Genomic DNA, 11883 nt, shown 5'->3' on the forward strand with positions numbered 1-11883 from the left:
ATTCAGCGTTGAGCTACCAGACACCACTGGAGTTTGCCGCTGGCTACCGGACTACGGGAAAAGGGTCGAAATTAACCGACATTACTAAGCAGTGAGTGGTTTAGTGATTGGGGGCAGGTCAGTAGAACCTCGTGTTCTTCATCATTCCAAACCGACGTTTTTATTCTCACAGACACAGCCAAACAGTCGCAGTACTTTCACAGGGCGATTTCCATTCAAGCGGAAAAGGTTGCGCGCATACCTGATTTCGAGTTTCCAAAAAGGTGTAATTTACTGAAACCCAAAAAATCCCGCAGAAACATCGCTATAGGCGAGTGGACGACGAATTTAGTACTTCTTGTGAAAATTTAGTACTTTCTGTGGCTATTCTTTAGCACTTCCTGTGGTCGTCCAATCCTTGGACGACCACAGAAAGCACTAAATTCCCCGCACTATAAATCAATAACTTAGGCCACAAAATCCACACAAAGTGCTAAACAAACTTAAAGTGAATTCTAGAATAGCCCGCCAGTTCGCAATTCCACACAAAGTACTAAATTCGTCGTCCATCGCAGCAGCCGGATTTTGCAAACTCTTGGAGGACCTAATACGGCGTCAGGATCATACGACCCAGATTCAAATTCAAACGGAAGTCACTTTTGTTGCCAAAAGTGGGTCAGGGCAATTTTGATCAACTTTGGAGTGAGTCATTATCGGAGTGCGGTCTATACAAACACTCCACCGACGCCAAGGCAATATGGCTTTTTGCGCCCGTCACCCGGTCACAATTTGTTTCATTTTTTGAATTGCAGATCGTTGATATGCTGGTAACTTCTCGTCTGTAATACCAAATTCCACCGCGGAAGGTCACGCCATAGCAGGCTAGTGTGGGACGCAACCCTCAAAAAAATCAAAGGATGAATGATGGAATACGATGACCTGGAATACGTCGGCTTTTGGGCTCGAACTGGCGCAACGCTGATCGACTCAATCTTGATAGGTATTGTTGTGTTTCCCTTGCTCACGGCGTTCTATGGTGAGTCGTATTGGGGCAGTACAAGTTTGATTGTTGGGCCTATGGATTTTCTTTTGTCCTGGGTATTTCCTGCTATAGCTGTGATTCTATTCTGGATATCGAAGCAGGCGACGCCGGGGAAAATGGCCATCTCTGCGAAAATTGTTGATGCCAAAACTGGCAATGCTGCGAGTACTGGCCAGCTGATCGGACGCTACCTCGCATACTACCTCTCTTTGATTACTCTTGGCCTTGGTTATTTCTGGGTGGCCTTTGATGCCCGCAAACAGGGGTGGCATGACAAGCTCGCAGGCACAGTGGTCGTGCGGAAGAAGCACCGGGCACCGAAATCAGTTTCGTTTGACACCTGATAAGGAAATATGGGACGGCTCGTCGCCAATCGACTCTCTGCACATTCCATGATTAGGCACTGTTTCAAATGATTTCTAATTCGTACTGGATTTTGGTAAAAAAAAAGGGCTAAGGTTCAGTATGTTGGGAGTTACAACTTAATGAATCATCTTTTCATCGAAGGGAAAAGGGGCCTGTAATGGAAGCTAATGGCGACTCGGACTATAAGTCAAATAACCCTGAACCTAAGCCGACTGCCAATCAAAGCGAATCCATCAAAACGTGGGAAAGAAAACTAATCAAACACTTGCGCGAAGGGCGGGCCTTACTAGCAGAATTTGAAAGCTAAATTCACGTTTTTCAACGCCAACGACCAGCTTTGCAATCAAAAAACATGCCTGAGCTTGTCGATCACAGCATTGGCAATTTTGAGGTCAACGAATACGAAATAACAGCTCTTTTAACTCAGCAGTTAAGTGATTATCTGCATTACAGGATCGAAGATGAGCGCACCAAAGGGCTACGCTTTCAGCGGATGCTGTGCGGTGATGCAGATGAAATACAGCGCTTAAAAGACCGTGCAGAGAAGACACTCAAGGGCGTTAACGAGGCCCTTTTCGAATTTTACAGGGCATACGAGTCTGATCCCGAGCTTGAGCACACAAATGAAGCTATCGAAGCATACAAAAAAGCCCGAAAAGGCGATCGTTTGGTGGCTTTGTTCGAGTTCCTGAAATTGGCTCCTGAGTTAGGCTTTTCTTTTTCACTTACTGGCGCTCACCATAAGGACGAGCTATTGGTGCCCAGTGCTGCGGATCTTCTTCTATCCGTATCGGGCATCCAAAAAATGGACGACTACAAGCCACAAGTAAGGATAATACCAGGCTCAGCACTACACGAAGACGCAGTGAAGGAGATTAACATTGCGAGATCGCGCTTATAATCGCGGGGACTAGTCAGCTTTCCTCGCGATTGACTCGAGTCGCCAATAACATGGAAAAAGTGTTGCGAATGCTAAACCCGTTGGCGAAAGTCGGGCTCTAAGCCAAGCCGTTCACCTAAAGGGGGCTAGCCTGGCTGGATAGGCTAAAGGGTCGGTGTATTTTTGCATCGGTCCGTCTTCAAGAACTGGCCTCGGCGTATTTGTCTTAATGGGCTAGATGAGTTAATCGAACGCGCCGAATCAATGGTGTGTAGGTCCGACACAGAGCGACTAGAATCGGAAACCAAATCGCGAGGAGGGAAGTGGGGTAGAACCCTTCTGTAAATCTCGATCCGAATAGACAATAAGCCCCCGCGTCACTTTCCAGCGGGCATAAGCCATGTTCAACGCTTTGGTCATACTCACATCAAGTGTTTACAAAACCTATACGGACGTACTGGAGGGAGGCCAAGTAGAGAGCAAGCCATCGTTTTTCCTGCTGGATCGCGAGAAATATTGCCGGTCACCTTGGGAGGTCTTTAGTAATGAGTGAACCCGTAAAGAGAAACTGTCCCTGGGGTTATTCCTGTACGAAGAGGTGGCATGACCTCTTTATCACTCATGACGAAGCTGTCCGTTTCTGTAGTGCCTGCTAAAGTGAGGTCTATTGGGCAAAAGACAAAGAAGAACTCGCAGAGTTTATCTGTTTGAATCGATGTGTTTGTTTCAGCCAATGGTTAATCACGACTGATGCGGGGTTAGATGAACAGAGTACGGAGATCAATCAGGAGGTAGGTTTGGTTGACTATCAGCATTTGACAGGAGTAACGGATGCCAACGATGAACCTTCCTCAGAAGGGCCATCCAGGGCCAACTCAGAAAACAATATAGATTTGTTTGAAGAATCTGATAATGCCCCTCTCAGTTAAACAAAATTACGAGGACCAACTAGCTGGCGCAAAGGCCACGGAGCACAACGGGGTAAGTCCATATGCCGCTGTCAGGTGTCTAGGAAATCGGGGGCTTGCCATAGGGTATCCGGCCACAGTCTGAGTGAGATTCCTAAAGATTCCCACTTTAGAGAGATTGAACCGCGAACTTAGCCAAAGTGCTGAACGACATGAAAGGTGAGTTGGCCGAAGTGCATAAATAGTGACATTTTTAAGATTATCGTCGTCCAATTAGATGTTTCTAAACTAAATGGAAATTAGTCATGCCTAAATCCAAGAGTCTTCGCGATTATCTGGAAAACCAATCCCCCAAGTTCATTGATGCGTTTGAGAGGTTTGATTTAGCAACATCAAAGATTCTCGTAGGTAATAGAGGGTGCAGATACAGGTACCCAAGCGCATCACAATCTTTTCAAGCTTTTCAATGGATCTCAAATGAAGGTCAGAAAGATTACACTGGAGGTGAGTTCCAACAATTTATAGCGGAAAATAACGAGAAATTTGCGGAGGCAATTCGCCTAAGTATATACAGCGCAGGTAAACTCCCCGAGTTGTTCGACCTCATGCTTTGGGAGCGTGAAGCTGCAATAAAAGACCTGGCATCACAGTTTCGAACTAGCTTTGATTGCTCGAGTATTTTGGGTGTCTTCCTAATAGGGAGAGCGATTCTTGAACAGGTCGGCAGAGTGATCACAACCAAACAAAGGGTGTTGCTAGAGCTTGAGCAAGGAGAAAGCCTTCCAGAGTCCGAAATGGTTAATCATTACTTGGCGCTTGATGAAATTCTCTCGCTTCGGAGCAAGAGCACGCGTATCGATTGGCAAGTGTATTTGAATGAAAGCCTCAAAGACGGAAAAAAGAAGTCTTATAAGGCTAAAGACGGCGAGCTTGATCTCACTGCAACCGATCTTCTCAATAGCATTGATCAATTGAATAAGCAGGTAAAAGGGGCAAGGAAAGCTTATGAGTTAGCTAGTGAGTTCGCGCACCCCAACATTGGTACCCGAAATTTGTTTATTGACAAAGCATCAAGGAGAGTTTTGTCAGACGGTGTTATTCTTTGGGAGAGAACCTACAGTAACGAGCTTCCTGAGGCAGGGATTACTATGCTGCAAGAGCGCTTGCTGGAGTTCGTTGAGATATGCTGCGAATCGATAGAGCTATGCTCGAGCGCCACGACATCGCTCAGGAAGAAACGCCCGACGCTTGATAAGTTTATAAAAAGGTTCGTTCGAAACAGCATAGACAATCACCCGCTCGTATTTTTAGTATCAGAGCCTTGCCCATGCTTTTCAGGTAAAAAATACATGGAATGTTGCGGGAAATCTCACAGGAAACTCTTTCGTAGTCAGGGGGCTCCCACTTAGCGGATTGGATAAGGCAGAAACCTAACTCAGTTCAGTAAAGACCAACCTCAGTACGCAAACAGCAAAATGGAGTTTTGCATGCGCTGACCTTGTGTAAGCGTCCGGTAATCCCATCTTGAGCTTGGCGTTGTCTGACCTGCACCCAACTTTCTAATCCATCGTGCTCATAGAATTTTTTGCGCCACATGCTATAATTATATTCCCTCAACCAACCGGAGGAAAGTGCCATGAGCAGCAAGAATACTCGTGTCGCGCTCTGCGGCTAAATTGGATGGGCGGGGGTCAGCTGCTTCGGCAGCTGGCCCACATATCCCAAGAAAACATAAAAAGCACTGCATCAGGATTATTTAAATTTGTACATCGAAATGATTTTTTCGAAGGCATGACGCAGTTGTTTTTGACTGCGTCGTTGAATGGCTCCGAGACACGTTCAACCGTTACACCGCCAGGAACCACTAACTCTCCAGACGCTTCCCATAGAAACAACTTCGATGTAATACCAAGCTTGCCTATCCCCGGTTTGTCATGTGCATAGTGTGAATTTTTCCATACATACCTCACGTTTGCCTCACCATTCTTATTTGCCGAGATATTATATGAATTGAGCATTCTGCCATTGAGGGGCGTGGGTGTTGGGCTAACAGGTACCTCCTCGCTGACAGCGAGATCAAATACCTTTACCTGCATTCCATCGTCAACATCTGCGAAAGCTGTGTATGACGATTGCTTTACAGATAATATCACCACGTCATCGAAGATCGCGACATCCGTTAGCTTGCCATCCTCCGAGCAACCACTTTGCGAAAAATCTGCCACTCTATGTATAGATGCTCGTTGCTCTATTACCTCTTTCGTTTTGGGCAAGATTCTATAGATAAATTCCACGTAATTTTCTTCAGAAATTCTGCCAAGGGCCTGACTTACGCACAAATCGTAACGTAGCCTATCTAACCATTGCGCGCTTGGAAGCAGAGCACTAATTCTTTCCGCTTTCTGGTTTAGACTTATATCTGCTTTTATCGTTTTTTCCACCAATGGGAGGTCAATCGCTAACTTACCACCCGTCTCCCCTCCCACTGTAAAATCACTAGGAACGCACCCATAATCGTCTACTCCACCGCCGCCACCAACAAACGAGACCCCAGAGTACAAGAAAAATACGAGCAGTAAGATCGCCACAGTAGCTGCTAAGCCAAATGCTGCCTGAGTAATCCAACCTCCTTCTTTATTCATACATCCCCCTGTATGTTTAGGTAACCCCAGCTATAATTGGCGGCAAAAAGCGAAGCAAAGCCCAGCTTTTTGGTGTCCGAGTGTTTTGCCTTGACACTGATTGAGCATTTGACCTTCTCCCCAGCCCAGCGGTTGCCTGCTTGGTTGGTAGGTGACGAGCTATTTTCTCATCAATGCGCCCTAATTATTTTTTAGTTCCATCTCATTGCGAATAACACTTTTTCATTAAGAGTTGGAAGGCGTATGGAGTCCTTTTTCGCCTGCTCTATGTTATTTGCGATCCACGGCTTGCGGTTCTTAGCGGTAATTTCTCCGGTCACACCATGGTCAGTCCTATATCTCAGCACGAATTTTTCCGGGTATCTGGAAGAAAACGTTATAAATGCCCCGAAGCCGTGAGTCGATTCCGCAGGGTGTTCCACAAAATGGCCAGAGAATGAACATCGGTCTTGATTTACTGCGGTAGGAGATTTAATGCGAAGTTCAGATGGCTCATCTCCATCCCAAAGGATATTTACTAAAATATGAGAGTCACTCTGTTGAACGGTTAAATTTCCTCCCTTTAGGTTATCGTATTTACATAACTGAGTGAGACTAAATACATTAGGCTTCTCAAACTCCCAAGTACCTCTAAAGTTTGGAGAGGTCGCCGCAAATTTAAGAAGTAACATGCGCCACCCATAATGTTCGTAAAGCAATATTAATAGATTTAAAACCGACGCTATGATACCGGCCTGTAGAAGTGTAAAAAGATTGAATTCGCCACTCTTAAAATATGAAATTACGGCAGTTAATACCCCCACAACAATGACGAAAAGGAGAATTTTTGTTTTTTTTGCCATGACATTCTCCTATTCATACTGATAAATGATACCGCCTAATAAATTGAAATGTTTTCACTGCGGCTGACTGCCAGTACCAAGAGATCCAACCTTTCATACCTTTGGTCCACCACGAACACGCGAAAGTGAGAAACGATACTGTGCTCGATCTGGGTGGTACCGTATTCAGTGGGCAAGGTAACGTTGTGGATCGGGTGGTGGGTGTTTCTGTCGAGGAATAGGCGCGCTGCGATGTTAACTAGGCTTTCGCCTACCCAGCCCCTGAACCAGGCGGATTTGACCAGCCCCACAAATAGGGCAAGGGGAATGAGACACCATAGGGAGTAAAATAGCGACTGGATAAAGGGCGACAAATCCATTTTTCTATCCTTGGCCCGCTTCGTTCATGGGCTGGTAGTCCAACGAATAATGATTAAGTGCATGAGGCACTAGCACTCACCGGTCTCTACCCTGTTATATAGCCGAGGATCAGGTACTTGACAACCGGAATGGAAAAGTCAATCACAAACTCCTGACACACTGCGCTGAGAAGCACCGGAGCGCAGGCAAATTCCAGTGGGTTGCGTGCTAACTCGTAGGTGCGATTCCGCCCGGCCTCGTGGGGGATAACCGGGCAGGGGTTCTACCCCGTTTTCCACGGATTGTTTGAAAACAGTATAACTCGACTAGCTGTGAGCAATTGCGCCATCCCAGCTCGAACCTGGCGGTGCAACCGTCAAGGTTGTATCCACTTATTTCTTAGTCGACAGTCGACAGTCGATGCGAATCTGAGAAATCACTCAGGCACCAGTCCACTATGGCCACCGCCGAATTCATGTGTTGTTGAAAATTGCAACGTGAAGGATGGCAGGGTAACCACAAACGCGTGTACCGATTGTACCGTGAGCAGAGCCTGTCTCTGCGCCTGAAACGCCCCAGGCGGAACAAGGCTGCGAAGAACCGACAGCCCGTGTTTCAAGGCGAGTATCCCAATCACATCTGGGGCATGGATTTCGTATCGGATGCCCTGTTTGACGGCCGCCGGCTGCGGTTGCTGACCATTATTGACCTGTTCACTAGAGAGTGCCTTGGCATCATCGTCGGACAGAGCCTGAAAGGCGAAGACGTCAAAGAAACATTGACGAGGATCGCTCGTTTTCGGGGTAATCCGAAAATATTGAAAGCGGACAACGGCTCCGAATTCGCCGGCAAGGTCATGGACCGGTGGGCCTATGAGAGACAGATAGAAATTGATTTCTCTCGGCCCGGCAAGCCCACGGACAATGCGACTGTGGAGTCATTCAACGGCAGACTCCGCCCGGAATGCCTGAACGAGAACTGGTTCCTGTCACTGGCGGATGCCGAGCAGAAGATTGAGACCTGGAGAATGCTCTATAATCAAGTCAGACCCCACTCCGCACTTGGGTGGTCCACGCCCTCGGACTACGCCCGAAAACACGCTGTTTCAGGTCACCTGGAACCGCAATTAGAGCCGAATTTTTCTGGCATTGAGCGGTACTGAAACGGGGTCGGGGTCAACGCTTTACGGCTACCAAGTATTGCATTGGAAGCGAGCATTCAAGGCGAAATGATATGGGCAGGACTTCCAGGGTTTACAGCCGGTACAGAAATGAAATTCGAGAAATTACCAGTCGTTACCCAGTGACAAATGTAGGCTTGTTTGGCTCGGTTGCACGTGGAGATGACGGCGATACCAGTGATCTAGATTTACTGGTGGACCCACTACCCGGTGCCACATTGTTGGATCTGGGCGGCCTTCAGGATGAGCTTCAGTCACTACTAAAAGTAAAGATTGATCTGGTTACGCCAGGCGAGTTGCCTATAAGAGTCAGGGCGACCGTAATAAGTGAGGCAAGACCCGTATGAACGATCTATACGCCAAAATGCACCCGGCTCACATCAGATTAATACTGAAACTTGGAAGGTGGGTTGTCCGGGTTCTAACCAATTTATTGCTTCTCTCCATGGTCTTTCATGAAATCTCCTGAAACACCTTCTCCGTCAAACCAAGCATCCCAATCTTCTGGATCAGTAACGGGATCCGTGGGTCGCTCGAATTTCTTCACTGCCCCTTTCAGTTTCTCTAAGGGCTCCGACTCGTGAGGAAGCGGCCCTGCCAATTCGTCCGCATGGGCTCCGAAGGCATCTAGGTCTTTGAGTAGCTCCTGCTCTGTTGGTCGTTTCTTTTGCATGGGAACCTCTCGCTTCAAGATTATCTTCTAGTGTACCAAACTGGTAAATCCATGGATCCAACAACAACGACAGGTTCAAGATGAGATCACCGGACGGTTACCGAAAAACCATGGCTATCACTCGTTCAAGGCGATGACGTATATTCGTCGGGATATTGCATACTGGTAGATTGGGGAATTTAATGTACAGCCTTGAAGACTTGGAAGAAGCGGAAAAGAATTTCGAATATTGGAGCGATCTTTGGGCTAAAGAGGATTGTGACCTAGAGTCTAACAAGTACGGGCCAGAGGCAAAGAAGGCATCCCAGCACCTCAAGAATGTCGAAGAGTATCTGAAAAAGAATGGAACAATACCTTGGACTGAAGACGATTTGGCGCAAGAGTACCTGAATCGTGAATACCCTCGAGCACAGTCCCGCGATGTCGAAATATACAACGGGACTAGCTACCTGAAACGTTTCTATCCCAAGAAACGGAGTAAAACAGGGAAAACTGTCAAGGAATGGGACTCCGAATGGGTAAAGTTAAGCTCGTAGCCTGATTAAACTAAATGAGCTGATAAAGTCCAACATAGGCTTTTGTGTAACCCGCAACTTATCTTTTCTGTGAGACTTTCATCGTGAAGCTGTTTGATGTTCTCGGGTTCTACCCCCTTACTGCGGACACTTCTAAAAAGAGGCACATTGTGCCGAAGGAGTGTTCATGTCCAGACGCAGAGAAGATAGCCCAGAATTTAAGCGCGAAGCCATCGCTTTAACTCGGCAACCCGGTGTGAGCTGTCGCCAGATAGCATTGGAGGTTGGAATTAATCCCAACCTGCTGTCCCGGTGGCGCAGACAAGCGGATGAGGAAACAGATAAGGCCTTCAAGGGCTCTAGCTGGGATAACCTTAGCAGTGCCTCAGGCTGCGGAGTGTTTAAATAAACGTATCCTCCCGTGGGGCACGGGACTACTACAGCTTCCTCAAACGCTTGGTGCAATTATGCTTAAAATGAATTTTGTTGCCTCTGTCACTGAGCGTGACATCGACTTCATCCTTCTGGAAGAATTATCTGTAAATGCAGAGTTTCGCGAATGGTTTTCCCTGCAAATCTTCGGCGACTCAGCGATAAAATCTGCCGTTGGAGCTTGGCACTCTGTTTGCGATACGCAATTCGGTGAGTCAGATATTGTGTTCATATTCAATGCAATCACCGGACGAAGAGTCGCTGTACTCATTGAGAATAAAATCGATGCTCCCCCCCAACCCAACCAGGGTGATCGTTATCGCCTGCGTGGCGAGAGAGGCGTAATAGAAGGATACTGGGATAGTTTTAAGACCTGCATCGTAGCGCCGGAGAGATACCTACAATCTTCGAAAAATACTGAGAGCTACGACTCGGACCTGAGCTACGAGAACATTTTAGATTATTTTCAATCATTAGCTACGAGCGATGAGCGATTTGCCTATAAGGCAAAAATAGTGGGCGAGGGGATCGAGCAGAATCGGCGTGGTTATCAGGCCATTTACTCTGAAGCTATGACAAAGTTTGTCCATGATTACTTCCTGCTGGCTTCGCGCGAGCATTCCCATTTGGGCATGCAAGCGCCAGCGAGCCGGCCGGCCGGTAGCACCTGGATAATGTTCAGCCCCGTCGATGCTCCGAAAGACGTCGTTCTGGCCCATCAATTAACTGCTGGATTTGTAAAGGTTTTCTTCAGGGGGAGGGCTGACGATTTTCGCACTTTAGAAGAGAGGTTCCTTAATATTTTGCCTAATGAGGCCTCAATTGGATTGGCTGGTAAATCGGTGGCCATATTCAGGAGGGTTCCCGAGGTTAACCCCATCACCGCGTCTTGCTCCGAACAGCAAGAGGAAATAGAGGAGGCATTGCTACGTCTGTCCGAGCTGGCAAGCATCGTAGCCGTGAATCGGCCTTAGCAGCCACATCAATTGGAGGGCAGAGTGAGGTACCCTTCAACAGAAATTGGCCATGACGGCCTGAGGTCTACTTTTGAACCCCGCTAAAAATGGGGGGATTGCCGTGACCGGAACAACGTGGATTACCTTGTAAACATCCCTGGTTTAGCAGCACCGCTGATTGGAGTTTTCCACCCGTTGGTGTTCTGCCAGATATTCGGTGGCGTAAGGATCACAAACACGCTGTTTCAGGTCATCTGGAACCCCAATTAGAGCCGGATTTTTCTGGCAATGAGCGGTACTAAAACGGGGTCAGGGTCACTGCCTATGGTCCATGGGCGGGGTTTACGAGAACCTTCGGTGATATGCTCCGGAGCCCCTAAGTTAGCACTATATGTGGGCATTCAATCCAATAGACTCTCAAACAAGGCTTAAGCTGAGTAAAAAGAATGATCATGATTATTCCAGCTTGGGAGTTGGAATGCCTGGAACTTGATTCTTACCTAAAGCATCAGCTTGACTTGATTCCTTATTTTGAGATATGTGAATTGGGTATACCTTATCCAAGTATGAGTTCAGGAAGAAGAACGTTATTACAAGGATCACTACACCTATAAATGGTGTGTCCAAGGAGAGTCCCTCTTTGCTTATTGAGATAACACTTCTCTTGATCGGTCTTATTGTGTGCTCTTCTGTTCTTTGCTGGGTGTCGTGATCTTCTGATGTTTCGTCCTCTTTTATCCTAACTTCAGACCTGACCTTTAGTGAGTAAATATGAAATTGTAGCCAAACCAGGAACATAGAAAAAAGGGTTAATCCAGCTACGAGTGCAAAAATAAAATAGGATATAATGCCCTGCCTTTCATGCACATTGATGAAATTGGTCAGCGTCCATATCTTATACTTTTCAGATGCTATAGCATGTTGAACCTTCATCTTATAGATGTCGTATGAAGAGGGTGTAGATACCTGATTCTTCAAAACAATCGGTGTTTGTTTTTCTGAGGCTTTGTCGATTTCATCATTGGCTCGAGATATCCTAGATAGCTCCTCTTCTGTAAATTCTTGCGAGATTGCTGAAATCGGAAAGAATGAGAATAGTAAAAGGATCAAGGTAAGCAAGTAGTTCACG

At 46.8% G+C, this 11883-nt stretch carries 11 protein-coding genes and 2 pseudogenes; 8 read left to right on the forward strand and 5 right to left on the reverse strand.

The features are described 5' to 3' along the window. Nucleotides 1-903: 903 nt before the first annotated feature. The 3 genes from F6Y09_RS08750 (at nucleotide 904) to F6Y09_RS08760 (ending at nucleotide 4584) form a co-directional block, all read left to right on the forward strand. Entirely contained in the window at nucleotides 904-1365 is a 462-nt protein-coding gene (locus tag F6Y09_RS08750; protein WP_152206561.1) for an RDD family protein, read from the forward strand. 374 nt (nucleotides 1366-1739) lie between these two features. Further along, a complete protein-coding gene (locus F6Y09_RS08755; protein ID WP_152206562.1) occupies nucleotides 1740-2288 on the forward strand; it encodes a hypothetical protein in 549 nt (182 codons plus the stop codon). A gap of 1192 nt (nucleotides 2289-3480) precedes the next feature. Continuing rightward, nucleotides 3481-4584 carry an SEC-C domain-containing protein gene (locus tag F6Y09_RS08760; protein ID WP_152206563.1) on the forward strand — a complete coding sequence of 368 codons (1104 nt, stop codon included), beginning with the start codon at nucleotides 3481-3483 and terminating at the stop codon, nucleotides 4582-4584. A 282-nt stretch (nucleotides 4585-4866) separates the two neighbouring features. On the opposite strand, the gene F6Y09_RS08765 is transcribed toward F6Y09_RS08760, so the two are convergent. The 3 genes from F6Y09_RS08765 to F6Y09_RS08775 form a co-directional block, all read right to left on the reverse strand. Further along, nucleotides 4867-5817 carry a hypothetical protein gene (locus tag F6Y09_RS08765; protein WP_152206564.1) on the reverse strand — a complete coding sequence of 317 codons (951 nt, stop codon included), beginning with the start codon at nucleotides 5815-5817 and terminating at the stop codon, nucleotides 4867-4869. Nucleotides 5818-6008: 191 nt separating this feature from the next. After that, nucleotides 6009-6659 carry a phosphate-starvation-inducible PsiE family protein gene (locus F6Y09_RS08770; RefSeq protein WP_152206565.1) on the reverse strand — a complete coding sequence of 217 codons (651 nt, stop codon included), beginning with the start codon at nucleotides 6657-6659 and terminating at the stop codon, nucleotides 6009-6011. Nucleotides 6660-6694: 35 nt separating this feature from the next. Beyond that, entirely contained in the window at nucleotides 6695-7018 is a 324-nt protein-coding gene (locus F6Y09_RS08775) for a nuclease-related domain-containing protein (protein ID WP_152206566.1), read from the reverse strand. A 412-nt stretch (nucleotides 7019-7430) separates the two neighbouring features. On the opposite strand from F6Y09_RS08775, the pseudogene F6Y09_RS08780 reads away from it, so the two are divergent. Beyond that, nucleotides 7431-8160, forward strand: a pseudogene (locus F6Y09_RS08780) (IS3 family transposase); the annotation flags it as partial. Between the two features lie 71 nt (nucleotides 8161-8231). Continuing rightward, complete coding sequence (locus F6Y09_RS08785) at nucleotides 8232-8525, forward strand: nucleotidyltransferase family protein (RefSeq protein ID WP_152206568.1); 294 nt, start codon at nucleotides 8232-8234, stop codon at nucleotides 8523-8525. Nucleotides 8526-8608: 83 nt separating this feature from the next. On the opposite strand, the gene F6Y09_RS08790 is transcribed toward F6Y09_RS08785, so the two are convergent. After that, complete coding sequence (locus tag F6Y09_RS08790; protein WP_152206569.1) at nucleotides 8609-8851, reverse strand: AbrB/MazE/SpoVT family DNA-binding domain-containing protein; 243 nt, start codon at nucleotides 8849-8851, stop codon at nucleotides 8609-8611. Nucleotides 8852-9033: 182 nt separating this feature from the next. On the opposite strand from F6Y09_RS08790, the gene F6Y09_RS08795 reads away from it, so the two are divergent. The 3 genes and pseudogenes from F6Y09_RS08795 to F6Y09_RS08805 all read left to right on the forward strand — a co-directional run bounded on the left by F6Y09_RS08795 (nucleotide 9034) and on the right by F6Y09_RS08805 (nucleotide 10772). Further along, nucleotides 9034-9387 (forward strand): hypothetical protein, encoded by a 354-nt coding sequence (locus tag F6Y09_RS08795; protein ID WP_152206570.1) that lies wholly within the window; start codon nucleotides 9034-9036, stop codon nucleotides 9385-9387. A gap of 166 nt (nucleotides 9388-9553) precedes the next feature. Continuing rightward, nucleotides 9554-9727: pseudogene (locus F6Y09_RS08800) on the forward strand (transposase); the annotation flags it as partial. A gap of 106 nt (nucleotides 9728-9833) precedes the next feature. Then, nucleotides 9834-10772, forward strand: coding sequence for a PD-(D/E)XK nuclease superfamily protein (locus F6Y09_RS08805; protein WP_152206571.1), 939 nt, complete (start codon nucleotides 9834-9836; stop codon nucleotides 10770-10772). Nucleotides 10773-11210: 438 nt separating this feature from the next. Here F6Y09_RS08805 and F6Y09_RS08810 read toward each other — a convergent pair whose 3' ends face one another. Next, nucleotides 11211-11882, reverse strand: coding sequence for a hypothetical protein (locus tag F6Y09_RS08810; RefSeq protein WP_152206572.1), 672 nt, complete (start codon nucleotides 11880-11882; stop codon nucleotides 11211-11213). Nucleotide 11883: the final 1 nt, after the last annotated feature.

The sequence above is a fragment of the Marinobacter changyiensis genome (assembly GCF_009193265.1).
GTDB classification, from domain to species: Bacteria; Pseudomonadota; Gammaproteobacteria; order Pseudomonadales; family Oleiphilaceae; genus Marinobacter; species Marinobacter changyiensis.

Excerpts from the sequence above, each read along its gene's own strand:
- F6Y09_RS08750 (WP_152206561.1), top strand. The coding sequence starts at position 904 with ATGGAATACGATGACCTGGAATACGTCGGCTTTTGGGCTCGAACTGGC.
- F6Y09_RS08755 (WP_152206562.1), top strand. The coding sequence starts at position 1,740 with ATGCCTGAGCTTGTCGATCACAGCATTGGCAATTTTGAGGTCAACGAA.
- F6Y09_RS08760 (WP_152206563.1), top strand. The coding sequence starts at position 3,481 with ATGCCTAAATCCAAGAGTCTTCGCGATTATCTGGAAAACCAATCCCCC.
- F6Y09_RS08765 (WP_152206564.1), bottom strand. The coding sequence starts at position 5,817 with ATGAATAAAGAAGGAGGTTGGATTACTCAGGCAGCATTTGGCTTAGCA.
- F6Y09_RS08770 (WP_152206565.1), bottom strand. The coding sequence starts at position 6,659 with ATGGCAAAAAAAACAAAAATTCTCCTTTTCGTCATTGTTGTGGGGGTA.
- F6Y09_RS08775 (WP_152206566.1), bottom strand. The coding sequence starts at position 7,018 with ATGGATTTGTCGCCCTTTATCCAGTCGCTATTTTACTCCCTATGGTGT.
- F6Y09_RS08785 (WP_152206568.1), top strand. The coding sequence starts at position 8,232 with ATGGGCAGGACTTCCAGGGTTTACAGCCGGTACAGAAATGAAATTCGA.
- F6Y09_RS08790 (WP_152206569.1), bottom strand. The coding sequence starts at position 8,851 with ATGCAAAAGAAACGACCAACAGAGCAGGAGCTACTCAAAGACCTAGAT.
- F6Y09_RS08795 (WP_152206570.1), top strand. The coding sequence starts at position 9,034 with ATGTACAGCCTTGAAGACTTGGAAGAAGCGGAAAAGAATTTCGAATAT.
- F6Y09_RS08805 (WP_152206571.1), top strand. The coding sequence starts at position 9,834 with ATGCTTAAAATGAATTTTGTTGCCTCTGTCACTGAGCGTGACATCGAC.